Here is a 24,906-nt window from a genome sequence, read left to right as displayed (position 1 = left end):
CACTTATAAGCACATTTTGGATAAAATCGTCAAAAATTTAATGGAAAATTTATGATCGATTTTAAATCTTTAGCACAAGAGTATAAAACACCTTTATATGTGTATGATTTTGATTATATGCAAACGCAGTTTGAGCAACTTAAAGAGGCTTTTCGTGGTAGAAAATCTATAATTGCATATGCTGTAAAAGCAAACTCAAATTTAAGTGTAGTGCAACATTTCGCAAAAATGGGTAGTGGAGCTGATTGTGTATCTATCGGTGAAGTACGCCGTGCATTTTTAGCAGGTATCCCCGCTTATAAAATTATCTTTTCTGGTGTTGGAAAAACAGATGATGAGATTCGCGAAGCTATTGAAAAAGATATCCTTTACATCAATGTAGAAAGTGAAGCAGAACTTGGACGTGTAGCACTGATGGCTCAAGAGTTAGGCAAACAAGCGCGTATCAGTATTCGTGTCAATCCAAATATTGATCCAAAAACACACCCGTACATCTCAACAGGTTTACATGACAATAAATTTGGAGTAGATTTAAACACGGCAAAAAGGATGTATATCCAAGCAAAAAATTCTGAGAGTTTAGACCCAGTTGGAATTCATTTCCATATTGGTTCACAACTTACAGAACTTGATCCTATCCGAGAAGCGGCAGAGATTGTAGCAGACTTAGTACGTTCACTTCAAGTGCTCGATATTGAGTTGAAGTTCTTTGATATTGGTGGTGGTTTAGGTATCAAATACAATGATGAAGTTACAATTAAACCATACGACTATGCACAAGCAATTCTTGGAACACTCACGGCACTTGATATGACAATCATTTGCGAACCAGGACGTTTTTTAACTGCAAATGCTGGATACTTTTTAACAAAAGTTTTATACGAAAAACAAAATGGTGAGAAAAAATTTGTAGTAGTAGATGGTGCGATGAATGATCTAATCCGTCCTTCACTTTATAGTGCCTACCATGAGATTGAAGCAATTTCAGATAATGAGGCTGAGCTAAGAGAAGTTGATATAGTTGGACCAGTATGTGAGAGTGGTGACTTTTTTGCAAAAAATTATTTATTGCCACCACTGAACCACAATGATTTACTTGTGATTAAATCAGCTGGAGCATACGGCTTTGGTATGGGGAGTAATTACAATACTCGTGGTAGAAGCGCTGAGATAGCACTACAAGATGGAAAATCAAGAGTAATTCGCGCTCGTGAGAATTTTGAAGATTTAATAAAGCTAGAACAAGAGTTTTTAGCAAAGTAAAATAAGAGGGTTACATTGTATTTCATAGATGTTCAAGGGACTTTAATCAGTGATGTTGATAAATCTCCAATAGCAGGTAGCTGTGAGTTTTTGGAACATTTAAATAAAGAGAATATCCCTTTTATGGTAATTACAAATAATACAAAAAATAGCTCAAAAAAATTTTATAATTTTTTACACTCTATTGGATTAGAGTTTAGTTTTGACAAGTACCTTGATCCGTTGATGGTACTAGAGGACAGAGTTGAAAAAGATGCAGTAGCTGCATACGGTGCACCAGAATTTTTGGATAATCTTCAATCTATGGGATATGAATTGAACTATACGAGTCCAAAAACTGTTTTAGTTGCCATTAAAGCAGATTTTACTTCTGAAGAGTTTGCTCAGATGATAGAGTTTATACTTGCAGGTGCAAAATTAGTAGGGATGCATGAGACTTCAATCTATGCAAAAAACTCTAAAAGATATCCTGGGGTTGGAGCAATTTTAAAAATGTTAGAGTTTGCGACAAGTTCATCGTATGAAGTTATTGGGAAGCCAAGTACGGCTTTTTATGAAGAATCACTCCAAAAGCTACAACAGCAAGTACAAGATGCACATTTTGCAGATGTGACAATTATTAGTGATGATGTAAAGGGTGACCTAGGTGGTGCTAAAGAGCTTGGTATGCAAACTGTTTTTGTAACAAGTGGAAAATATAAAACAGCAGATGAGATAGTTCCATTTTTGGATGAAAAATTAAGACCTGATTTTGTGTATAAAGATATGTTAGATATCTTAATGCACCACAATAGGAAGATGTAATGAAAACTTTAGAAGAGTGTAGAGAAGCCATAGATAACATAGATACAGAACTTTTAGAGCTGTTAAATAAGCGTATGAAAGTGGTTGAGCGTGTTGGAGAAATTAAAGCCAATACAGGTGGAACTATTTACAGACCAGAACGTGAAAAAGCGATAATTGAGCGCTTAAGTGAGCTTAGTTTTAAAGAAAATGGAATTTTAAATAAAGCAGCAATTGAAGCTATATTTTTAGAAATCTTTGCAGTATCTCGTAACCTTGAACTCCCAGAGCGTATAGCTTACCTTGGACCTGAAGGAAGTTTTACACATCAAGCTGCTGAGAGTCGTTTTGGTGCTATGAGTGAGTATCTCTCTTTGAACTCAATTGAGTCTGTTTTTAAAACACTAGAAGCTGGTCGTGCAAAATTTGGTGTAGTGCCAATTGAGAACTCTCGTGATGGAATTGTAGGTGAAACGCTTGATTTACTCTCAAAATCATCTATGAAAATAGTTTCAGAACTCTATATGCCAATCCATGTCGCTTTTGCGACGAAAGCACATAAACTTGAACATATAAAAAGAATCTATTCAAAAGATAAAGGTTTTGGACAGTGTCGTGAATTTTTAAGTGAACATGGATTTAATGATATTGAACTTATTCCTGTTGAATCAACTGCAAAAGCGGCAATCCTTGCAGCTGATGATGAGAGTGCCGCCGCTATTTGCTCACACATTGCAGCAAAACTTTATGGTGTGCCAATACTATTTGAGAACATTGAAGATGAAGCTGAAAATTCAACTCGCTTTGTCATTTTAAGTGATTTTAAAAATGGAATTAGCGGGGATGATAAAACATCCATTTTAGTACGTTTAAAAGATGCAGTTGAAGCGGGTGCCCTAGTACACTTTTTACAAGATTTCGATCAGGAGAAGATAAACTTAAGTAAAATAGAATCTCGCCCATCAAAAGATAAAGATGGTGGTTTTGGATATTGGTTTTATATAGACTTTTATGGTCATATAGATGAGAAACGAATTAAAAAAGTTATAGAAAAACACGCTAGCGAAGTTACATGGCTAGGATCGTATACAAAGGGTGAAAATTGAAATTTAATAAACATCTTGAGAGCATCAAGACATACGAAGCTGGAAAACCTATAGAGTTGGTTGTACGTGAGTTTGGCATCGAGCCAAAAGATATTGTAAAACTTGCATCAAATGAAAATCCACTTGGATGTTCACCAAAAGTGCAAGAAGCAGTAAGCGATATTGTAAAAAATATGGCTTTATATCCAGATGATTCCATGATTAAGTTAAAAGCAGGTCTAGCTAAACGTTTTGATGTAGAACAAAAAAACATCATCATTGGAAGTGGAAGCGATCAAGTGATCGAGTTTATAGTACATGCAAAAGCAGATGAAAATACTACTATTCTTGTAAATAGTGTAACATTTGCAATGTATGAGATTTATGCAAAGCATGTAGGTGCTCAAGTAGTAAAAACTGCTTCTCAAGAGCACAACTTAGATGAATTTTATGAATTATACAAAAAAGCAAATCCTTCGATTATTTTTTTATGTACACCAAATAATCCAACGGGTGATGCTATAGATGCCACTGCAATGATGGAATTTTTAGAAAAAATTGATGAAGATACTTTAGTAGTTGTAGATGGTGCCTATATGGAGTATGCAAAATATGCAGATGCTAAAAAAGAGGTTGACCCCAAAGAGTTAATAGCAAAATTTAAAAATGTGATTTATTTAGGAACTTTTTCAAAGGCCTATGGACTTGGTGGGATGCGTACTGGATATGGAGTTGCAGATGAGATGATTATCAATGAACTTTATAAACTTCGACCACCTTTTAATATCACTACTCTCTCACTAGAAGCTGCTTCAATTGCATTAGAAGATGAAGAATTTGTTAATAAAAGTATCGCTTTAAACTTTGAACAGATGAAACGTTACAAAGAGTTTGCAAATGAGCAAAAAATAGATATAATTGAGAGCTATACAAACTTTGTTACTTTATGTCTAAATGAGAACCAAAATTCAACAAAGTTAGCAGATGAACTACTCAGACGTGGAATGATTGTAAGAAATTTAGCTAGTTACGGTATGAACGCTATACGGGTTACAGTTGGAACAAGTGTACAAAATGATAAATTTTTTGAACTTGCAAAGCAATATTTATAGGTGATTTGATAATTAATGGACTTTAAGGCACTTTTTTCACAGTTATCGGTTGTATATGCAAAGCTAACAAAACAGCAAAAAGCGATTATAGCTTTTGCAGTTTTTGGTATAGTTGCATTTTTGATATTTTTAGTGACATATACATCTCGAAACTCAACGCTTAGTTCTTACGAAGTTCTTTTTGATTCACTCAGTTCAACTGATGCTGCAAAAGTTGTTGAACAACTTGAAAAAGATAAAATCCCTTATAAACTTGAAGAAAACAATATCATAAAAGTACCTCGTGATGTTGTTTACAAAGAGCGTATCTCTATTGCTTCACTAGGAATCCCAAAAGATAATGTTGTAGGGTTTGAGCTTTTTGATAACCAAGAGTTTGGTGCTACAAAGTTTGACCAAGATGTAAAATATCTTCGTGCGTTAGAGGGGGAACTCTCACGTACAATCAGCGCACTTGCACCTATAAAAAGTGCAAGTGTTTCTTTAGCGCTTCCAAAAGACACTCTTTTTGTTTCAAAACAAGCTGAACCAACAGCTTCAGTTATGATTGAGTTTTCAGATGGAAGATCACTCTCACACAAACAAATTAGAGGTATAAAAAACCTTGTAGCTGCAGCTGTACCAAAACTAGATGCAAAAAATGTTATGGTAATTAGTAATGATGGAGTTACTCTAGGTGATGACGATGAAATGGGAGCTATGGATGAGCTTTCAGTTGTACAGCAAAAATACAAAACAAAAGAAGAAGCAAAACTCAGAAGTAAAATTATTGAGGTTATAGCACCTTTTGTTGGTGGAAAAGATAAGGTTGTCGCACAAGTGACAATTGATTATGATTTTTCAATACAAAGCTCAACGAGTGAAAAGTATGATCCAGAAAATGTTGTAAGAAGTGAACAAGTAAGTGAAGAAAAACGTGAGGGTTCTACTCCAGACCAAACAGGTGGAGTTCCAGGTACAGTGAGCAATATTGCCCCAGTTGAAGGGCTTAAATCAAATAAAACATCAGAAAAATATTCAAAAAATACAGGGACAACAAATTACGAGGTTGGTAAAACTGTAAGTACAACAAAAGCACAGTTTGCACGTATTAAAAGAGTTACAGCTGCAGTTTTAGTCGATGGAAAATACAAATATAAAGTTGATGAAAATGGAAACTTTTTAGATGAAACAGAGTATACACCGTTAGATGAAGCAGATATTAATGCTTTAACTTCACTTGCTAGTCGCTCTATTGGGATTAGTGCTGAGCGTGGAGATCAAATTAGTGTACAAAATCTACAGTTTGAAAGAGAAGCACAGGACCCATCTGCTACGCAAATGTCGCAATTAATGAGTTATTCTCAAACTTACTTATCACCTTTTGCTGATTTGTTTAAATATATTTTTGTTCTTTTATTACTTTTTATTGTATACAAAAAAGCGATTATTCCATTTGCAGACAGAATGTTAGAAGTTTCTAAAGAGGATGAATCATTTGAGAGACCATCACTTGATTTGGATGAAGATGAAGGTGATGATTTAGTTGAGAAAGTGCAAACTATGCGTAAAAAAGTGGAAGATCAACTTGGAATTAGTGGGACACTCAATGAAGATGAACTTAAGCATGAAGTATTGTTAGAAAAAGTACGTGTAATGGCTGAAGATGAGCCTGAGAATGTAGCTGCATTACTTCAAGCCCTATTGTCGGAAGAAGCTGATCTTCCACATCATAAACAAAGGTTAGATTAAAATGGCAACCTTAACACAACAACAACAGGCTTTTTTTGATGAGATGAGTATGGCTGAGAAAATTGCCATATTATTATTACAACTTGGAGAAGAGACGACATCAGCTATTTTTACAGCTATGGATGTTGAAGCTATTACAGAGATATCAAAATATATTGCAGCAAATAAAAGTATAGATAGAGCTATAGCCACATCAGTGCTTGAAGAGTTTCATGCTATTTTTCAATCAGGTCAATACCTTACAACTGGTGGTATGGAGTATGCTCGTGAACTTCTTTACAAAACACTAGGTCCTGAAGAAGCGAAAAAAGTACTTGATAAATTAAGTAAATCTATGCAAAGTACACAAAACTTCTCTTATCTTTCAAAAATTAAACCACAACAGCTTTCAGACTTTATTTTAAATGAGCATCCACAAACGATTGCACTGATTTTAGCGCATATGGATGCAACTGAAGCTGCAGATACCCTGCAATATTTCCCAGATGATTTACGTAGTGAAGTTGCAATGAGAATGGCAAAACTTGGGGATATTTCACCATCAGTTATCAAACGTGTTTCTGCTGTGCTTGAATCTAAACTTGAATCTCTTGCATCATACAAAGTTGAAGTTGGGGGAACTCGTGCGGTTGCTGATATCTTTAACCGTTTAGGTGCGAAATCTTCTAAAGCTACGTTAGCTACAATTGAGCAAGTTGATGAAGAGTTAGCGACACTCATTAAAGAGATGATGTTTACTTTTGAAGATATTGTAACGTTAGATAAAAATGCAATTGCAGAGATATTAAAAGCAATCGACAAAGCAGATTTAATGCTTGCAATGAAATCTGCACCAGAAGAGTTAAAAGAGAAATTCTTCTCTGCTATGAGTACAAGAGCACAAGAGGCATTTGAAGAAGAGATGCAATTTATGGGTGCTGTTAAAATGAAAGATGTTGAAGCAGCTCAGCGTAAAATTGTTGAAGTTGTTAATCAATTAGCTGAAGCTGGAACTATCCAAATGGGTTCAACTGAAGAGATGGTAGAGTAGTGTTATGGCAACTGTAATTTCTAGTGATTTAATTGAAAAACATAATGTTAACAAATACAATTTTAAAGTGATTGCTTTTGGTACAAAAGATGAAAATCATGAGGAAGAACCTACAGTAAGTGTTGAACCACAATTAGCAGATGAGAAGATAGATTCAAGTGCGTTAAGCTCAGGAACTAAAGATTCTTTGATTGAATCTTTAATGAAAAAAACTGATGAGATGTCTTCTAACTTTATCAAGTTACAGATGAAACTTGAAGAAAAAGAGGAAGAGTTTGCTGCACAACTTCAAAAAGCAAAAGAGGATGCATTTGCCGAAGGATTAGAGACTGGTGTAAAACAGACACAAGAACACATTCAAGAAGAGTTGCAAAACACTAAAACACTTTATGAAGATTCCATCAAAAAACTTGAGAGTGCAGCAGATGAATTTAAAAGTTCAGTAGAGTCTTTAAAGAGTGAACTTGTTCTAGCAGCTATTGATGTTGCTCAAGAAGTTATAAAAGTTGAAGTTTCTCAAAATTCAAATGATATAGCCAAAGCACTCAGTGATGAGCTTATAAAAGATTTACAAGGTGCAGCTAAAATAACTTTAAAGGTGCATCCAAAAGATCATAGTGTAGTATCACAACATCTAGGTGCTTTGCAAAACGTTACAGTAATTTCTGATGGCGCTATTAGTGAAGGTGGTGTTGTTGTACTTAGTGATGCTGGAAATGTTGATTCGCAAATACAAAAAAGATTTGAGAAAGTAAAAAAAGCAGCTTTAAGTGAGTAACATGAATGTTAAAGACAAAAGTATTGAAGAGCTTGAAGCTCTTTGTGCTGATATAAGAGAAGAGATTTTAAAAGTTGTTAGTAAAAATGGTGGACATTTAAGCTCAACACTTGGTGCAACAGAGTTAATTGTTGCAATGCATAAAGTATTTGATAGTAAAAAAGATCCTTTTATTTTTGATGTATCTCACCAATCTTACGCCCATAAACTTTTAACAGGTAGATGGGAAGAATTTCATACACTTAGAACTTTTGGTGGTATAAGTGGCTATACAAAACCAAGTGAAAGCGCGGATGATTATTTTGTTGCAGGGCATAGTTCTACTTCGATCTCTTTAGGTGTTGGTGCTGCAAAAGCTATAGCTCTTAAAAATGAGCAAGATAAACGTGTACCAGTTATTATGATTGGTGATGGTTCAATGACAGCTGGTATGGTGTATGAAGCCTTAAATGAACTCGGTGATCGTAAATATCCAATGGTTATCATTTTAAATGATAATGAGATGTCGATCGCTAAACCGATAGGGGCAGTCAGTAGAATGCTCTCTTCTGCTATGGCTAGTCCTTTTTATCAAAGATTTAAAAAACATACTGAAAATTTTGTAGATAATTTTGGAGATGGTGCTCGCTATATCGCTAAACGTATGGAGGAATCTTTAAAGTTAGTTACTCCTGGAATTATGTTTGAGGAGATGGGGATCGATTATATTGGTCCAGTTGATGGGCATAATTTAGCACAACTTATAGATATCTTTCAAACTGCAAAAAACTTGAAAAAACCTGTTATTATTCATGCGCAAACCCTTAAAGGAAAAGGGTATGAAATAGCTGAGGGACAAGAGGAAAAATGGCATGGGGTTGGTCCTTTTGATATCGATAGTGGAAATAGTGCAAAAAAATCCTCTGCAAAATCAGCAACACAAATTTATACAGAAGCTTTAATGAATCTTGCTGATAAAGATGAAAAAGTAGTGGGTATGACGGCTGCAATGCCAAGTGGGACAGGGCTGAGCCCACTTATGGAGAAATATCCAGAGCGTTTTTGGGATGTCGCAATTGCTGAACAACATGCAGTAACTTCCGCATCAGCATTAGCAAAAGAGGGTTTTAAGCCGTTTTGTACAATTTATTCTACATTTTTACAACGTGCATATGACCAAGTAATTCATGATACTTGTTTAATGGATTTGCCAGTAGTATTTGCACTTGATCGTGCTGGTATAGTAGGTGAAGATGGAGAAACGCACCAAGGAGTTTTTGACGTATCGTATTTAAGAGCTATTCCAAATATGACACTTTTAGCTCCAAGAGATGAAAAAAGTTTTCATCAAGCAATGGGATTTGCACACGAGTATCGCCACCCTTGTACCATTCGTTACCCTAGGGGCTCTTTTATGTTATGTGATACATTGGCGGAGTCACAACCGTTTGAGTTAGGGAAGTCACAATTGGTACAATCAAGTAATTCAGATGTTCTCTTCATAGGCTATGGAAATGGAGTAGGACGTGCAGCACAAACAGCAGCTCTTTTACAAGAAGATGTAGCCGTCTTAGACCTTCGTTTTGTAAAACCACTTGATGAAGAGATGTTACGTACACTTGCACAAAAGCACAAAAAATGGTTTGTATTTTCTGAGAGTGCAAAAATGGGTGGTGTAGGTAGTGCTATACAAGAGTTTTTAGCACAAGAATCGCTTGATGATGTAAAAGTAGTGAGTTTTGAGTATGAAGATAAGTTCATTACACATGGAAATACAAAACTTGTTGAGGAGTCTTTAGGACTACTCCCAGAACAATTAGTTAAAAAAGTAAATAGACTTCTTTCATAACCATACAAAGATATGAGAAGTCTAAAGCTTAACGTAACTCTACAATCGCACAAAACCTTCCTGTTTTTCCCTCAGCTCTATAAGAGTAGTACTTGTCTGTATTACAGCATGTACACTCCCCAGAGATTTGATAGTTTGTAACCCCTAGCTCTTTGAGTTGTTTTTCTAAGATAGTGGGAATGTTTAAGTAGTAACTTTCATCTTTTTGCGTGATAGCATAAGAAAAACCTAACTTATTTGCTTCCTCTACGATCTCTAAACCCACTTCATAGCAACATTCTCCAATAGCAGCTCCAATTGTTACCTCAATATCGCTGACATCACTTTTATATAAAGTTGTAAATCGATCAATAACATTTTTTGTAATATTTGCGAATGTTCCAGCACGTCCAGAGTGAGCTACCGCAATAACTTCTTTAATAGGGTCATAAAAAACTACAGGGCTACAATCTGCAACCATCACCATTAAAGGTATATGTTTTTTATCTGTGATAAGTGCATCACAAGTAGGTGGGTTTTCAAAATCATCACCATCCTCGACCACATGAACAACACTAGAGTGAATCTGTTTCATATGTACTAGTTTTGAGAGGTCATAGTTGTGTCTAAGCGCCAAGACTTCATGATTTGACAATACACAATTAAGATCATCTTCAACATGGAATGCAACATTACCATCAAGTTTATCTGTAAAGAGTATTAAAGATTTTTGTTCTATTTGCATAAAGATAATTATAGCAGAATGTTTTTATCTAAAAATATTGCTTTGTTGTCATTTTGTAACTGCATGTAATGGTTTTGTATTTGATATGTAGACATTTAGTAACAAATAATAAATAAGATTCCATTGAAAACTCAAAAAAGGAATAAAAATGAAAAAGTGGTTAAGTTTAGCGGCAGCTTTACTATTGATTGGAACATTAACTGGTTGCGGTACTGATGGTACTAATGGAACAAATGGGACGAATGGAACAGCAGGTGTTGATGGTAGCGATGGTACTGATGGAACGGATGGAACTGATGCTGGAACTGTTACACTAAAGTTTGATGAGTTAAGTGTACCTACAACAACAACTCAGAAGATGAGTATCCGTACATCTACAAGTGTTGAGTATGAAAATGGAAATACTGACACTATAGGTTTTACAAAACTTATCTCTGCGAGTACTACAAACAATGGTGAAACTTTTGGTCTTTTAAAAGATTCAACAGATACTGCAATTACATATTCTGATGCTAGTCCATTTATTTGTGATGGTGCCAATGGTAATGCTCTTGGTTCTGGACTTGATCACTCTTCTATTATTCAACAAAGTGGACGTATCTTTATGGTAAGTCAATTTGAGTGTGAAGTGGGTGCTATGTATGGTATGGAGCTTAGTCAAGACAGTACTACTGGTGAGTTAGCAGTTCTTGATGATTCATTAACTTATATCAGTCAAAAAGATGGTTTTGGTGGTTGGGTTCACTGTGCTGGTGTAACAACTCCATGGGAGTCACACTTAGGAAGTGAGGAGTATGAACCAGATGCAAGAACTGTTGAAGAAGATTTAAATACTACAACAATGCTTACAGGTAACTCGTATTATGATGAAGTTACTAAATACTACTGGAATGATGAAAATAATTCAAATGCAGATGCCAATAATAACCCTTACTACTATGGATATATTCCAGAGGTAAGTATTGATGCTTCAGCAGATACTCCAGTATATAGTTATACAAAACACTTCTCTATGGGACGTGCTGCATGGGAACTTGCATATGTTATGCCTGATGAGAGAACTGTATATATGTCAGATGATGGTACAAATGTTGGCTTTTTTATGTATGTAGCTGATACGACACAAGACTTAAGTGCAGGTACACTTTACGCTGCTAAATGGGTACAAACATCAGCAGTTGGTACTGATGGTGGTAGTGCAGATATTGAGTGGATAAGACTTGGTCACTCTGATGATGCAACAATCAAAGCACTTGTAGCAGCCCAGCCAGTATTTAGCGATATTTTTGATACAGAAGATATGAATTCCTCTTATGAGTGTCCTACAGAAGGTTTTACAGCGGTAAATACTGCAATGGGTGCAGAATGTTTAAAAGTTAAAACTGGTCAAGAAACAGCAGCAGCATTCTTAGAAACAAGAAGATATGCAGCAGTTTTAGGTGCTACAACTGAGTTTAGAAAAGAAGAGGGTATCACTTATAACGCGCAAGATGGAATCCTTTATGTAGCAATGAGTGAAGTGAAAAAAGGGATGGAAGATGGTTCATCACAAGATAACGGTGGGAATAATGATATTAGACTTGCTAAAAACAGTTGTGGTGTAGTATACGCATTAGAAGTTGCAGGAGCAAGTGAAACACCTGTAGATACTGATGATACAGAGATCGATAGTTCATACGTTGTAAAAAATACTCAAGCAGAGATAATTGGAAAAGCATCTAGTTATGCAGAGGGAAGTGATTATGAAGCGTATACTTGTTCAATCAACAGTATTGCTAATCCAGATAACCTTACTTTCTTAGATGGAAAAAATACTCTTATCATTGGTGAAGATACAGGTAAACATCCAAATGACTTTGTATGGTCATATGATGTAAAAACTAAAAACTTAACTCGTATTGTTTCAACTCCATATGGTTCTGAAACTACATCACCATTTTGGTATGAAGATATCAATGGATTTGGATACTTAAGTCTAGTTACACAGCACCCATTTGGTGAGGTTAGTTCAAGTGATGTTGATTATTCATTATCTACTGAAGCAAGTGCTACACAAAAACAATCCTCTGTTGGTGTAGTTGGACCATTTATCAACTGGTAAAACTTAAAGGGGCATTTGCCCCTTTCTCTTTTTTCAAGAGTAAAGGGCACCTCTAAAGGGTTACTTTTGAACAAGGAGAAAAGATGAGATATTTTATATTCTTAATATTAAGTGCTTTAACACTTTGTTTGATTAGTTGTGGTGAAAGTACAAATACTACAGAGCAGAATTCAACACAAGAAGAAAACACAACTCAAGAACAAAATTCGACACAAACTCTTGCAACATATGAGACAAACCAGTCACTTTATAACACACGAAATATAACTCCAATTGAAGTTGATTTCAATAGAACTACATCTTTAAATAATAAAGGGGCATATGTAACAAGTCAATGTTATACAAAAACTGTTGATGCAAATGGCACAGTACATAATCCATGTTTTACATGCCATATTAACTCAAATGAACCAAACTATATAGATGATTGGGATTTACAAGAGACAAGATCTTTTGGGGAGTATACAGCTACAAATCGTTTTACAAATCTTTTTAAAGATAGGACTTCTTTAGTGAGTCAAATAAGTGATGAAGAGATTTTAAGTTATGTACGTGAAAATAATTATATGCAAAAAGGGCAGATTCTTTTAGCAAATAAACTCAAATATAACTTGCCAGATGCGTGGGACTATACAGGTAATGGCGTATGGAATGGGTATGTGCCAGATTGTTATTTTAACTTTGATGATGAGGGGTTTGATAAAAACTCTAGTGGAGATTATACTGGTTGGCGTGCTTTTGCATATTATCCATTTTTAGGAACTTTTTGGCCGACAAATGGAAGCACTGATGATGTGCTTATCCGTTTAGCAGATGTGTTTCAAGAGGATGAAAATGGAACTTTTAATAAAGAGGTATATAAACTGAACCTTTCGATTGTCGAGGCATTAATAAAGAAGAAAGATGTTTCTATTGATAGTGTAGATGAAAATGTATATGGAGTTGATCTTAATCAAAATGGTACTCTTGATACAGCAAATACAATCGTGTTTAAATGGGTAAAACCTACATACAATTCAGGAACTGGGAAAATTGAGAACTTTTCTATGAGTTATGTTGGGGCTGCAAAAGCACTTTTAGTGACAAATGAGTATTTAATAGCTCCAGGGTTATATCCAAAAAATACAGAATTTTTACACTCAGTTCGTTATATAGATATAAGCGATGATAATCAAAGTGTAACAATGGCTCCAAGAATGAAAGAGCTACGATATGCTAAAAAATTGTATTGGTTAACGTATGCAAATTTAAGAAATGCAAGTTTGGCAGAGATCAAAGAGAAAGATGACTTTCCAGATAGATTACGAACAATCATAGGTAATAGTGAGTATGGAGCGTCAAATAATTTAGGTTGGGTATATCAAGGATTTATCGAAGATGAGATTGGTGAACTTCGTCCACAAAATTATGAAGAGACACAGTACTGTATAGGGTGTCATAGTGGTATAGGGGCTATTGCAGATAGTACATTTGTATTCCAGCGTAAGTTTGATCATAATGCGACGATGCAAGGGTGGTATCACTGGAGTCAAGATGCAAATGGTTTAAGTGGTATAGCAGAGCCACTTACAAAAGATGGACGCCAAGAGTATCAACTCTATTTAGAGCAAAACCATGCAGGGGATGAGTTTAGATCAAACGATGAGGTGATGGAGAAGTTTTTTGATGCAAATGGAAGTGTAAATACAACTGAATCACAAAAAATTGCTACAGATATCTCATACCTACTTTTACCATCTGTACAAAGAGCACTACAGCTTGATAAAGCATATAAAGTTATCGTAGAGGAGCAAAGTTACATCTACGGACGCGATGCTCATATAGCTCCTGTAACCAATGTGTATGAAGAGATAACCATTGATGAAGATACACAAATAGAGGCGCTTAAGTATTAAATTTGCATATACTCTTTAAAATGATAAAATAAACTTTATCAAAATAAAGGGTAATGTGTGAGTAAGTTAAGTCTATTCCCTCCAAGGTTAGATGGGACTGATGTTGAGGCAAAACGTCAAGAGATTAAAAAGTACTTCAATAACAGTTACGATCTTTTTGAAAAACTTTTTGAAATACTAAAAGATGATGAGGTATTTTATAAAAAGTCTGAGTCAACACGTCATCCTATGATCTTTTATTTTGGGCATACAGCAACTTTTTTTATAAATAAACTTATTTTAATGAAGATCATTACTCAGCGAATCAATCCTGAATATGAATCGCTCTTTGCTATTGGTGTAGATGAGATGACTTGGGATGATATGCGTGAATCGAACTATGTCTGGCCAAAAGTGAATGAGGTTCGCGAGTATAGAGATCAAGTAAGAAAGCTTATAAATTCTTTGATCGATACATTGGACTTTACACTGCCAATCACGCAAGATTCTGCCATGTGGATTATACTCATGGGGATTGAGCATGAGCGTATACATATAGAGACATCATCTGTACTGCATCGTCAAATGCCGATCGAATTTATTTGTGAAAATGATGATTTTATACTTTGTCAAAATAGTGCACCTGCACCACAAAATATAATGATAAAGATTGATGGTGCAAAAGTAAAACTAGGCAAGTCAAAACAGCATCCTCTTTATGGCTGGGATAACGAGTATGGAGATTATGAAGAGGATATAGAGTCGTTTCAGGTGTCAAAATATTTAGTAAGTAATGAAGAGTTTTTAGAGTTTGTTGAAGTTGGTGGATATGAAAGTAAAGAGTATTGGAGTGATGAGGGTAAAGAGTTTTTACAAAGAAGTGGTGCGAAACATCCCCATTTTTGGATCAAAACAAAGGGTGGTTACAACTACAGAGCTTTTACAAATATCATCCCTCTGCCACTAAATTGGCCTGTTGATGTAAACGCTTTAGAGGCGGAAGCTTTTTGTAACTACAAGTCTAAAAAAGATGGGAAAAATTACATACTTCCAAGTGAAGCAGAGTATATGGCTATGTATGAGCAATCAAATTTGCAAGATGTGCCAGAGTTACACGAAAGCTCAGCAAATATAAATTTTTACCATTATAGTTCTAGTTGTCCAGTGGATCAGTTCAGTTTTGCTTTGAAAAATGGGAGTGTTATTTATGATTTGATCGGCAATGTATGGCAATGGAGCCGCACCCCTATTCGTGGCTTTGATGGATTTGAGCCACATGAGGCATATGATGATTTTTCAACCCCAACTTTTGATGAAAAACACGCTTTAATTCTTGGCTCATCATTTGCAAGTACGGGAAACTTGATTATGAAGTACTCTCGCTATGCATTTAGACGACATTTTTTTCAACACGCTGGTTTTCGCTATGTTTTGAGTGAAAATGAACAGAATAATGACAATATCTATGAAACAGATGAACTAGTCGCTCACTACTGTGAATTTCAGTATGGAGAAACTTATTTTGGAGTGAAAAATTTTGCACTTAGTTGTGCCAAGATTGCAAAAAAATACACTATTAACACTACAAAAGCACTTGATCTTGGATGTGCAACAGGTAGGGCTAGTTTTGAATTGGCTCATACTTTTGATAAGGTTGAGGGGATAGATTTTTCAGTTCGTTTTATCGGTATTGGTGTAAAACTTCAAGAGAGTAGAAAAATCGCTTATAAGGTAAAACAAGAAGGTGATATCACAGAAAAAAGAACTGTTTCACTCAAAGCGTTAGGGTATGAAGATGTAAAATATAAAGTGAGTTTTTGGCAGGGAGATGCATGCAATTTAAAACCACATTTTAAAAACTATGACCTTATTTTAGCGACAAATTTGATAGATAGACTATATAATCCAAAGCTCTTTTTAGAGGATGTTGCAAGTAGATTAAATAAAGATGGGATTTTGATGATTACATCTCCATATACTTGGCAAGAAGAATCAACGCAAAAAGAGTTTTGGTTAGGTGGCTATTATGATAAAAATGGTGATGAAGTCACTACACTACAGAGCTTGAAACAAATTTTAGCGAGTTCATTTGAGCTTATAGCTATTGAAGATTTAGAGTTTATAATTCCAGAGACAAAAAGAAAATATCAACACAATATCGCAGAGGTAAGTGTTTGGAGAAAAAAGTGAAATACGATTTTACAAAAAGTGCAGATCGAAATAATACAAATGCAGAGAAATATACACTAAGAGAAGAGCTGTTTGGCACAGAAGATGTGTTACCAGTATGGGTGGCAGATATGGATATAGATACACCTGATTTTGTCTTAGAAAGTGTAAAAAAACGCTTAGAACATCCAATTATCGGGTATGAAGAGTTCCCAGATTCGGCAAAAATAGCTCAGATTGAGTGGATGAAAAAACATCATGGTGTAGTGTATGAAGTGGATGATATTTTTTACTCTCACTCTGTTGTGGCTTCTATGCAGGTTGTGATTGAAGCTTTGAGTGAAGTTGGGGATGAGGTGATTGTTCAAACTCCTATCTATCCACCTTTTTTTCATGCACCTACACATATGCAAAGGGGTGTAATTATAAATCCTCTGAAACAATTGGAAGATAAAACATATACATTTGATTTTGATGATTTACGCTCAAAAATAACACCAAAAACAAAATTACTTTTGCTCTCATCTCCGCACAATCCAGTTGGACGTGTATGGAGGAAGGAAGAACTAGAAGCACTTTTAGCTATATGTATAGAGCATAATATCTTAATATTTTCAGATGAGATACATTGTGATTTAGTATATGGAGAAAATAAACATATCCCATTTAGCTCTTTAAAGGGTGCAAAAAACAGAACTATTACAGCTATAGGAGTTGGAAAAACGTTTAATATGGCTGGTTTTGCAATAAGTACGATAGTTGTACCAAAAAACTTACAAGAGCCATTTCAAAAAGCGTATGACAACGTCCATTTTGCACAAGGAAATGTTTTGAGTCATGTAGCATTTGAAAGTGCTTATAAAAATGGCTCTCAGTGGTTGGAAGAGTTAAAAATACATCTGTATCAAAACTACAAAATGTTAGATGAATTATGTCAAAAATATAGTGAATTGATTTCAGTTACACCAATAGAGGGAACTTACCTTGCATGGTTAGATTGCAATGGTATGCAAAAAAACAATAAAGCTCTTCGTGAGTGGTTTGTAAATGAAGCAAAACTGGGATTGAGTGCAGGACTTAGTTTTGGTAAAGCTGGAAGAGGGTTTATGCGCTTGAATTTTGCAGTGTCATCTGCTAAAATGATGCAAATAATTTCACAATTGCAAATTGCCTTAAAAAAGGAAATAAAAAATGGTTATTGACTGGGATGCGTTTAAAGAGCATAAACAACACAGTGTGAGAAATGATAACTTTGAGATTACACTGGAGTTTTTAAAAAGTTACTATAATATGACAAACCCTCATGATATTTACGATGCTTTAAGAGAAGATGACATAGGGCAGATGATGCTTGATAAACGTAATATTACAGATGCAGAAGGATTGGAAAATATCCTTTATAAGATTTAATGGCTGACGATCTAGAAAAAATCGATAGTTTCATTTATGAGCATCATGTGCTTACACTTGCTACACATGATGATGAAGTTATAAGTGCATGTAGTCTATTTTATGCTTACGAGCCTAAGAGTCGAGTTTTTGTAGTTGCTAGTAGTGATGATACTCTACATATTGGGCAGATTAAAAAAAATAATAAGATTGCTGGAAATATACTTCTTGAAACAAAAGAGATTGGTAAAATTCAAGGTTTACAATTTCGAGGGATAATTTCTGAAAATGAAAATAAAGAGTTCTCAAAACTCTACTTTAAAACTTTTCCCTACGCACTTGCAATGCAACCAAAACTGTGGGTTATAGAGGTAAATTTTTTTAAGTTGACTGATAATAGACTTGGATTTGGAAAAAAGGTTATTTGGCCATAAATAAAGAACAATCATTACCGCTGCTAGAGCGAACTACTTGTGAGGGTAATTGTTTTGATTTAAAACCGTATGCTTTGCATCCGTGGGGTTGACTAGCTTCCCAAGTAACAAAATAGTATTTACATCTTTTACAGTTAATTCTTTTCATACTTATACTTTCTTTTATGAACGCTATTGTACAATAAAACTCTTACTTCTTATAACATTATAGACTCAATGGCAAATCCTCCTGTTGGTCTAGGCATTTCGCCTATAATGTTATAAGAAGTTTAATCAAGAAAGACGAGAGAAAATATGAACAGTAAAATTCTTTTAATGCTACAACTGCAAAACCAACTCAACGATGCTACAAATGGTGAAGAGTGGACAAAAGGTACTACAAAAAATGATAAAGAGATCAACTGGAGACGCTGTATATATATGGAATGTGCAGAGATGATTGACAGTTTTTCATGGAAACATTGGAAAAATATCTATCAAGAACCAGATTGGGCAAATCTTCAGATAGAAGTAGTTGATGTTTGGCATTTTATAATGTCACTTGCTATTGAAAACTATAGCCAAGAGCTCAAAGGTGGCATAGAAGATATCGCTATGATGATCTCAGATTTTGATGCACTTTCAATGATTGAGCATAGTGATGTAGACAATTTTGCAATAGACAAAGAGATAATGACAAAAGTAGAAACTATTATGAGTTTATCTTTATCTAAAGAGACACTAGATTTGAATGCATTACTTGTTGCTTTCTTTGAACTTGTAAAAATGAGTGGATTAAATTTAGACACACTCTATCGTTTGTATGTTGGAAAAAATATTCTCAATCAATTCCGTCAAGACAATGGTTACAAAGATGGCTCTTATGTTAAGGTATGGGATGGGGAAGAAGATAATGTAGTTATGAAGCGTATTTGGGAGGAAAACCCAGATGTAAAACCAGATGCTCTTTATAAAGAACTTACAAAACTTTACCATGCATTAGTAAAATAGGTGCGATGGAAACAATTTTAGAGTTAAAAGATTTAGAGTTTGGATACTCAAAAGATAAAATTCTTTTTAGTGATCTCAATCTCTCTTTAAAAAAGGGTGAATTAAAATCAATTACAGGTGAGAGCGGAGCTGGAAAAAGTACAATATTTGAGCTTATTTTAGGGAATTTAAAACCACTTCAAGGGAGTGTAAAAACTACTAAAATCTCTCAAGTATTTCAAGACCCTTACAGCTCTTTTCATCCAAGTTATACGATACTTAATCAGATAAAAGATGTAGCATCACTCACTGAGTTAGAACACTATTTAGAGGTGCTTAATTTAGAAAAAGAGCTTTTAGAAAAGTTGCCCCATCAACTCTCAGGTGGACAATTGCAACGTGCTTCAATACTGCGCGCAATTTTAATGAAACCAGATTTACTTCTTTTAGATGAACCAACTTCTGCACTTGATAATGTTATTCAACTTGATGTGATGAAAATGTTGATGAAACATTTAGATAAAATGGGGATGTTACTTATCACTCATGATTTGGATTTAGCGTCGTGGTGTAGCGATGAAATTATTGCTATTTAGCAAGAAGTGAGTTGAACAAATAGTATCCACTTCCTGCCATTAAAATAGTTCCAAAAAGATTGAGTGCCATATTTGCAAAAGCTAGAGCAAAACTTCCACCCTGAATGAGTAAAAAACTTTCCATTGCAAAAGTGGAATAGGTTGTAAGTGCACCAAGTATTCCAGTTGAGAGAAATGATTTAAACTGTACAGGAAGTGAAGCGTGTGCAAAATAAGCTACCAAACATCCCATTATAAAACTTCCAAGAAGATTAACTCCTAGTGTTCCAAAAGGGAGTTCGTGAGGGAGTCTATGTGAAATTACACCATTTAGATAGGCACGTAAAACTGCTCCTATAAAACCACCACTACCGATTGCTAGAAGCGTTTGCCAACTCATCATCATAAACCTTTTGCATAGTATCTCGTAAGTTATTTAACCAATCTGGATTGCCTTTATCAGCTATAAAAGACTCTAAGTAGATTACTGTGATATTTTTTGGCATATAAAAAAATGTTTTAATATCGTAACAACCTGCAGTATCTACAAGCACTATTGGTTGTACTTTTAGTTGATATTTATCTGCGATTACTTTTGCTCCAGCTTTAAATGGTAACATTCTTTTAGAACGTGAGCGAGTTCCCTCTGGGAACATTGTAATAACTCTCTTTTTTGAGAGTCTGTCTTTTGTAGCTTTCAGTAATTTGACAAGTGATGTTTTACTTTCACGTTCTATCTCTATATCTTCAGGAAGTCTCATTGCAAGACCAAAAAAAGGAACTTGAAAAAGTGCTTTTTTTGCAACCCAAGTGAGATCTTTTTTTGTAATAGTTTCCATCACACCTATGTCTAAATCACTTTGGTGATTGATAAGAAACATCTGTGCATCTTCTGCTTCTTCACCTTTAATAGTTGTTGTGAAAAAAGTAGTAAGGCGAATAAACCAAGAGGATATTTTTCTTGGATATGGTCTTGGTAAAACAAAGTGCAAAAGTATAGAGAGTGCAAGTGCGCTAAAGATGATTAGTGTGGCAAAAAACCAATTAATTCGAGCAAGTATCTTCATTCTTTACCCAACCTATTTTTTCATTTTCAAGTCTTACTTTAACATATCGTTCAACACTTCCCTCTTGTGGAAGATAAATTTGACTCTGAGTAACTTCAAAAATTGTTCCATTATCTACAGGAAGCAGATGGATAGAAACACCTTGTTTAATACATATATTTTGTTGCGGTGTAGCACTAAGATAGATATATCCAACTGGAACTATAGAAAAAATTATATAAATATATTTTTTTCTCCAAATACTGATAATAAAGAGCAATATACTTACAGCAGCAGCTATATACATCTTTATTTTTTCATGTGATTGATTTGTTGGTTTGAGATCAGTTTGAGTAGTAACACTGTCATCTTCAACAACTATAGGGATATCAAGAGTCACAAATTGATTGCGTAAAATATTAAAATAAGAAAAAGAGAACTTATCATATTTTTTATTTATTACTACAAAATAAGTAATCTCCGAATCGCCAAGAGTTTGCTCAATAGACTCTATCCCTTGTTTAAAAACATTTTTAAAGTGCATAGCTTCTAACATAGAGTTTGTTGCTATTGCAGAGAAGATAACAATGTTATGTTTATTATCATAACTGATTGTTTTATAGTTTTTCAAAGCAAAATTATTTGCTACGATATTTGAGAAGTTTTTTTGAGGATTTAAAGTGATAACATTAAGTTTATCTCCGACGATTGTAGTTGTATCAAATGACACATCAGCTACAAGAGAAGCTTCAATATCTGGAAGTTTAGCATCGCTGGATTTTAAATAGAGCTTAAAAGTGTCGTAATAAAACTTCCCTTTTTGCACTCTATTGGGAGTTGTGTCTAATATCTCAATTCCAGGATGGTTAGAGAAAGTATACTCTATATCTTGAAAATCTCTAACTGTTGAAAGTGTCTTGAGTGTGACTTCAAAAATTTGTCCTTTTATTACTCTCTGAGGTACTTGATCGTAACTCGTGTAAATCACTTTGTTGGCAAACAAAGCATTAGCAATGAGAGAGAGAATAAAAAGAACTCTTAGAATCACGACTCTAAAAATCCTTGTAACATTTTAACGCCATCATCACTGCCAAGAACAGCTTCCATAGCACGCTCAGGATGTGGCATAAGTCCAAATACATTTTTTTCTTTATTACAAACACCAGCAATAGAAGCTACACTTCCATTAGGGTTTGAGATCTCACCATTTGCATCGCTATAACGTAAGAGGATTTGTCCATTTTCTTCAAGCTCTGCTAGACCTGCTTCATCAATGTAGTAGTTACCATCATGGTGAGCGATTGGAATATTTACAATATCACCATTTTGAAGTTTTTCTAAAAATACATTGTCGTTATTTTCAACTTTTAAATGGTGGTGTTTAGAGATGAAATGTAAGTTTTCATTTCTTTTGAGTGCACCTGGAAGTAAACGAGATTCTGTTAAAACTTGAAAACCATTACAGATGCCTAATACTTTTCCACCATTATCTGCGTATGTTTTTACAGCTTTCATAACAGGTGAAAACTTTGCAATTGCACCACTTCTAAGATAATCACCATAAGAAAATCCACCAGCAACGACTAAAAGGTCAGTATCATTCGGAATAGATTCAGATTTGTGCCATACGATCTCAGTTTGTGCGCCTAACTTTTCAAATGCATACTGTGTATCGTATTCACAGTTTGTACCTGGAAATTGTAAAATTGAAACTTTCATTATACTAGCTCGATCTCGTAATCTTCAATAACAGTATTTGCTAAAAGCTCTTCACACATTTTTGTTACTTCGCTAAAAGCTTTTTCTTTGTCAGATTCATTCAGTTGTAATACAATTTGTTTACCAACACGTACATCTTCTACACCGTTAAAATGAAGAGAGTCGAGTGCGTGGTGAACAGCTTTTCCTTGAGAATCTAGTACACCTTGTTTTAAAGATACGTTTACAATTGCTTTCATTATTTTGTCTTTTCCTTGAATTTATTTGTTTAAGATACGGTTGAGCACTTCTTCGTAAGCCATTTTTAACCCACCAAGACCTTGACGGAATCTGTCTTTATCCATTTTTTCACCAGTTGTTGCATCCCAGAAACGGCAGTTGTCAGGTGAGATCTCATCGATTAAGATGATGTTCCCATCTTTGTCTTTTCCAAACTCCAATTTAAAATCTACTAAATTAAGACCTTTTGCTGCAAAGTAAGGTTTTAAGATATCGTTGATCTGTCTTGCCATTCTACGAATTTTGTCAAGTTCATCTTGGTACTCAACTAAACCTAAAATAAGTGCATGTTGATCGTTTAGTTTTGGATCACCTAAAGCATCATTTTTATAATCAAACTCTACAAGTGTAAATGGAAGCACTTTCCCATCTTCAATACCAAGGTTTTTTGAGAGTGATCCAGTAGCTATATTTCTTACAATTACCTCAATTAGAATAACATTGGCTTTTTTATGAAGCATATGGTTGTCATCTAACATCTTTTCAAAGTGTGTAGGGATCCCTTTCTCACTTAAAAGTTTAAATAACTCTGTTGAGATTTTGTTATTGAGTGCACCTTTACCAGCTTCACTAGATTTTTTTTCACCATTAAACGCTGTTAAATCATCTTTAAATTCAGAGATAACAAGATTTGCATCTTCAGTAGACCAAATTTTTTTAGCCTTGCCTTCATACAGAAGTTCTTTTTTTTCCATTAGGGTAATTATCCTTTCGTAATAATAAGTGCTCTTAAGATATCAACACCAGTTTTGAGTTGATTATCTTTATTTAAAATTTCTGGCGTAATTATATCTTCTTTATCTTTTTGATTTGCTTTGTCGTCAGATTTTTTTCCATCAACTTTTTGAAGTTCTTGTTCGAGGTGTTTTTTCAAATCTGCTTCTTTAATTGCAAACTCATTTTCATGTGTTTTTAATTCACCTGGAAGTACTGTGATATCTGGTTTTACACCAACAGCTTGGATAGTTCTTCCACTTGGTAAATAGTATCTTGCAATGGTAAGTTTGATAGCTTCTTCATCTGTAATAGGAAGCACTACTTGAACACTCCCTTTTCCAAAAGTATTTTGTCCAACTAATACTGCACGTTTGTGATCTTGAAGAGCACCACTTACGATCTCACTGGCACTAGCACTTCCACCATTAACTAATACAACCATTGGAACATCTGTAATAGTAGCCCCACTAGTAGCACTATAAACTTTGTTTTCAGACTCATTTCTTCCTTTTTGAGAAACCACTTTGCCACTATTTACAAATAGATCAACTAAACCAACAGCTTGATCTAGTAAACCACCAGGGTTGTTTCTTAAATCCAAAACAATCCCTTTTGTTGTAGATTTTCTTTTTTTGATCTCTTTTGCAACATCATCTGCTACTTTTTTATCAAAACTTGAAACTCTTACATATAAAATGTCATCATTAACTACTTTAGCATGTACAGAATCGATTGTTATTTTTCCACGAACTATATGAACTATGAGAGGTTTTGTTTCTCCCTCACGCACTATAGTGATATCAATAGGATCACCAACTTTTCCACGCATCAATGAAACTGCTTCATCGATAGTCATACCAAGTGTAGATTTATCATCAATTTTTAAGATAATATCTCCAGCTTTGAGTCCTGCTTTATCTGCTGGTGTGTCATCTAGTGGTGCAATAACTGTAAGTGCACCATCTTTCATCCCAACAGTGATTCCAAGTCCACCAAACTCACCATCAGTTTGTACTTTTAATCTTTTATAATCTTTTTGTGTCAAATAGTTTGAATGAGCATCTAGGTTTTTCATCATCCCATCAAGTGATTTGTCAATTAACTCTTCAATTGTAATATCATCAACATTGTATTGTTCTACTATTGAGATGACTTTTGTAAATTTTGCCAATGCTTCAAGTCTTGAAGTCTCAGAATCTTTTTGTATAGCCTCTGCAAAAAGAGAGCTTGAAAGTAAAAGAGAGAGTGAGATAGCAACCGAACTAAAACCCAGTGTAAAAAGTTTTTTATTTTTCATACA

The 24,906-nt window shown here is 34.6% G+C and carries 24 protein-coding genes; 16 read left to right on the top strand and 8 right to left on the bottom strand.

What is annotated here, in order from left to right; all coding sequences use genetic code 11:
• Nucleotides 1–51 precede the first annotated feature (51 nt).
• The 8 genes from lysA to dxs are packed head-to-tail and all read left to right on the top strand — an operon-like array spanning nucleotide 52 to nucleotide 9,610.
• A complete protein-coding gene (gene lysA / locus ACQY56_RS02790; RefSeq protein ID WP_428737762.1) occupies nucleotides 52–1,263 on the top strand; it encodes a diaminopimelate decarboxylase in 1,212 nt (403 codons plus the stop codon).
• A gap of 15 nt (nucleotides 1,264–1,278) precedes the next feature.
• Nucleotides 1,279–2,067, top strand: coding sequence for an HAD-IIA family hydrolase (locus ACQY56_RS02785; protein WP_428737763.1), 789 nt, complete (start codon nucleotides 1,279–1,281; stop codon nucleotides 2,065–2,067).
• Nucleotides 2,067–3,152, top strand: coding sequence for a prephenate dehydratase (gene pheA / locus ACQY56_RS02780; RefSeq protein WP_428737764.1), 1,086 nt, complete (start codon nucleotides 2,067–2,069; stop codon nucleotides 3,150–3,152). The genes ACQY56_RS02785 and pheA overlap by 1 nt, the downstream gene beginning before the upstream one ends.
• Nucleotides 3,149–4,243 (top strand): histidinol-phosphate transaminase, encoded by a 1,095-nt coding sequence (hisC, locus tag ACQY56_RS02775; RefSeq protein ID WP_428737765.1) that lies wholly within the window; start codon nucleotides 3,149–3,151, stop codon nucleotides 4,241–4,243. Before pheA ends, hisC begins: the two co-directional genes overlap by 4 nt.
• Nucleotides 4,244–4,258: 15 nt before the next feature.
• Nucleotides 4,259–5,974: a flagellar basal-body MS-ring/collar protein FliF gene (gene fliF / locus ACQY56_RS02770; protein ID WP_428737766.1), complete on the top strand. Its 1,716-nt coding sequence runs from the start codon at nucleotides 4,259–4,261 to the stop codon at nucleotides 5,972–5,974.
• A 1-nt stretch (nucleotide 5,975) separates the two neighbouring features.
• Entirely contained in the window at nucleotides 5,976–7,004 is a 1,029-nt protein-coding gene (gene fliG, locus ACQY56_RS02765) for a flagellar motor switch protein FliG (RefSeq protein ID WP_428737767.1), read from the top strand.
• A 4-nt stretch (nucleotides 7,005–7,008) separates the two neighbouring features.
• A complete protein-coding gene (fliH, locus tag ACQY56_RS02760; RefSeq protein ID WP_428739898.1) occupies nucleotides 7,009–7,782 on the top strand; it encodes a flagellar assembly protein FliH in 774 nt (257 codons plus the stop codon).
• Between the two features lies 1 nt (nucleotide 7,783).
• Nucleotides 7,784–9,610, top strand: coding sequence for a 1-deoxy-D-xylulose-5-phosphate synthase (gene dxs, locus ACQY56_RS02755; RefSeq protein WP_428738979.1), 1,827 nt, complete (start codon nucleotides 7,784–7,786; stop codon nucleotides 9,608–9,610).
• Between the two features lie 28 nt (nucleotides 9,611–9,638).
• On the opposite strand, the gene pgeF is transcribed toward dxs, so the two are convergent.
• Entirely contained in the window at nucleotides 9,639–10,334 is a 696-nt protein-coding gene (pgeF, locus tag ACQY56_RS02750; protein WP_428738978.1) for a peptidoglycan editing factor PgeF, read from the bottom strand.
• A 148-nt stretch (nucleotides 10,335–10,482) separates the two neighbouring features.
• Between pgeF and ACQY56_RS02745 the strand changes: the two genes are divergently transcribed.
• From ACQY56_RS02745 to ACQY56_RS02710, 8 genes are all read left to right on the top strand, one after another.
• Nucleotides 10,483–12,435 carry a PhoX family protein gene (locus tag ACQY56_RS02745; protein WP_428738977.1) on the top strand — a complete coding sequence of 651 codons (1,953 nt, stop codon included), beginning with the start codon at nucleotides 10,483–10,485 and terminating at the stop codon, nucleotides 12,433–12,435.
• Between the two features lie 83 nt (nucleotides 12,436–12,518).
• Nucleotides 12,519–14,330: a hypothetical protein gene (locus ACQY56_RS02740; protein WP_428738976.1), complete on the top strand. Its 1,812-nt coding sequence runs from the start codon at nucleotides 12,519–12,521 to the stop codon at nucleotides 14,328–14,330.
• Nucleotides 14,331–14,387: 57 nt separating this feature from the next.
• A complete protein-coding gene (gene ovoA, locus ACQY56_RS02735; protein ID WP_428738975.1) occupies nucleotides 14,388–16,499 on the top strand; it encodes a 5-histidylcysteine sulfoxide synthase in 2,112 nt (703 codons plus the stop codon).
• A complete protein-coding gene (locus ACQY56_RS02730) occupies nucleotides 16,496–17,680 on the top strand; it encodes a PatB family C-S lyase (RefSeq protein WP_428739899.1) in 1,185 nt (394 codons plus the stop codon). The genes ovoA and ACQY56_RS02730 overlap by 4 nt, the downstream gene beginning before the upstream one ends.
• Nucleotides 17,670–17,888 (top strand): hypothetical protein, encoded by a 219-nt coding sequence (locus ACQY56_RS02725; RefSeq protein ID WP_428738973.1) that lies wholly within the window; start codon nucleotides 17,670–17,672, stop codon nucleotides 17,886–17,888. Before ACQY56_RS02730 ends, ACQY56_RS02725 begins: the two co-directional genes overlap by 11 nt.
• Nucleotides 17,888–18,301 (top strand): pyridoxamine 5'-phosphate oxidase family protein, encoded by a 414-nt coding sequence (locus ACQY56_RS02720; protein ID WP_428738972.1) that lies wholly within the window; start codon nucleotides 17,888–17,890, stop codon nucleotides 18,299–18,301. The genes ACQY56_RS02725 and ACQY56_RS02720 overlap by 1 nt, the downstream gene beginning before the upstream one ends.
• 294 nt (nucleotides 18,302–18,595) lie before the next feature.
• Entirely contained in the window at nucleotides 18,596–19,291 is a 696-nt protein-coding gene (locus tag ACQY56_RS02715) for a dUTP diphosphatase (RefSeq protein ID WP_428738971.1), read from the top strand.
• Nucleotides 19,292–19,296: 5 nt separating this feature from the next.
• Nucleotides 19,297–19,866 carry an ATP-binding cassette domain-containing protein gene (locus tag ACQY56_RS02710; RefSeq protein WP_428738970.1) on the top strand — a complete coding sequence of 190 codons (570 nt, stop codon included), beginning with the start codon at nucleotides 19,297–19,299 and terminating at the stop codon, nucleotides 19,864–19,866.
• On the opposite strand, the gene crcB is transcribed toward ACQY56_RS02710, so the two are convergent.
• Genes crcB through ACQY56_RS02675 form a run of 7 tightly spaced genes read right to left on the bottom strand, consistent with a single transcriptional unit; the run spans nucleotide 19,859 to nucleotide 24,903 of the window.
• A complete protein-coding gene (gene crcB / locus ACQY56_RS02705) occupies nucleotides 19,859–20,245 on the bottom strand; it encodes a fluoride efflux transporter CrcB (RefSeq protein WP_428738969.1) in 387 nt (128 codons plus the stop codon). The genes ACQY56_RS02710 and crcB overlap by 8 nt on opposite strands.
• Nucleotides 20,214–20,912, bottom strand: a complete 699-nt coding sequence (locus ACQY56_RS02700; RefSeq protein ID WP_428738968.1) for a lysophospholipid acyltransferase family protein — start codon at nucleotides 20,910–20,912, stop codon at nucleotides 20,214–20,216. Before ACQY56_RS02700 ends, crcB begins: the two co-directional genes overlap by 32 nt.
• On the bottom strand, nucleotides 20,890–21,939 hold the full coding sequence (locus ACQY56_RS02695) for a hypothetical protein (RefSeq protein WP_428738967.1): 1,050 nt from the start codon (nucleotides 21,937–21,939) through the stop codon (nucleotides 20,890–20,892). Before ACQY56_RS02695 ends, ACQY56_RS02700 begins: the two co-directional genes overlap by 23 nt.
• Nucleotides 21,936–22,610 carry a phosphoribosylformylglycinamidine synthase subunit PurQ gene (gene purQ, locus ACQY56_RS02690; protein WP_428738966.1) on the bottom strand — a complete coding sequence of 225 codons (675 nt, stop codon included), beginning with the start codon at nucleotides 22,608–22,610 and terminating at the stop codon, nucleotides 21,936–21,938. Before purQ ends, ACQY56_RS02695 begins: the two co-directional genes overlap by 4 nt.
• The gene (purS, locus tag ACQY56_RS02685) at nucleotides 22,610–22,849 is read right to left on the bottom strand and encodes a phosphoribosylformylglycinamidine synthase subunit PurS (protein WP_428738965.1); all 240 of its coding nucleotides are present in this window, start codon (nucleotides 22,847–22,849) and stop codon (nucleotides 22,610–22,612) included. The genes purQ and purS overlap by 1 nt, the downstream gene beginning before the upstream one ends.
• 21 nt (nucleotides 22,850–22,870) lie before the next feature.
• Nucleotides 22,871–23,584: a phosphoribosylaminoimidazolesuccinocarboxamide synthase gene (gene purC / locus ACQY56_RS02680; RefSeq protein ID WP_428738964.1), complete on the bottom strand. Its 714-nt coding sequence runs from the start codon at nucleotides 23,582–23,584 to the stop codon at nucleotides 22,871–22,873.
• Nucleotides 23,585–23,592: 8 nt separating this feature from the next.
• Nucleotides 23,593–24,903, bottom strand: coding sequence for a S41 family peptidase (locus ACQY56_RS02675; RefSeq protein ID WP_428738963.1), 1,311 nt, complete (start codon nucleotides 24,901–24,903; stop codon nucleotides 23,593–23,595).
• Nucleotides 24,904–24,906 lie beyond the last annotated feature (3 nt).

It is taken from the genome of Sulfurimonas sp. (genome assembly GCF_050296975.1).
In the GTDB taxonomy this organism is placed as follows: Bacteria; Campylobacterota; Campylobacteria; order Campylobacterales; family Sulfurimonadaceae; genus Sulfurimonas.
The sequence above is the reverse complement of the archived record's forward strand: the minus strand, read 5'-3'. Positions and strand labels throughout refer to the sequence as shown.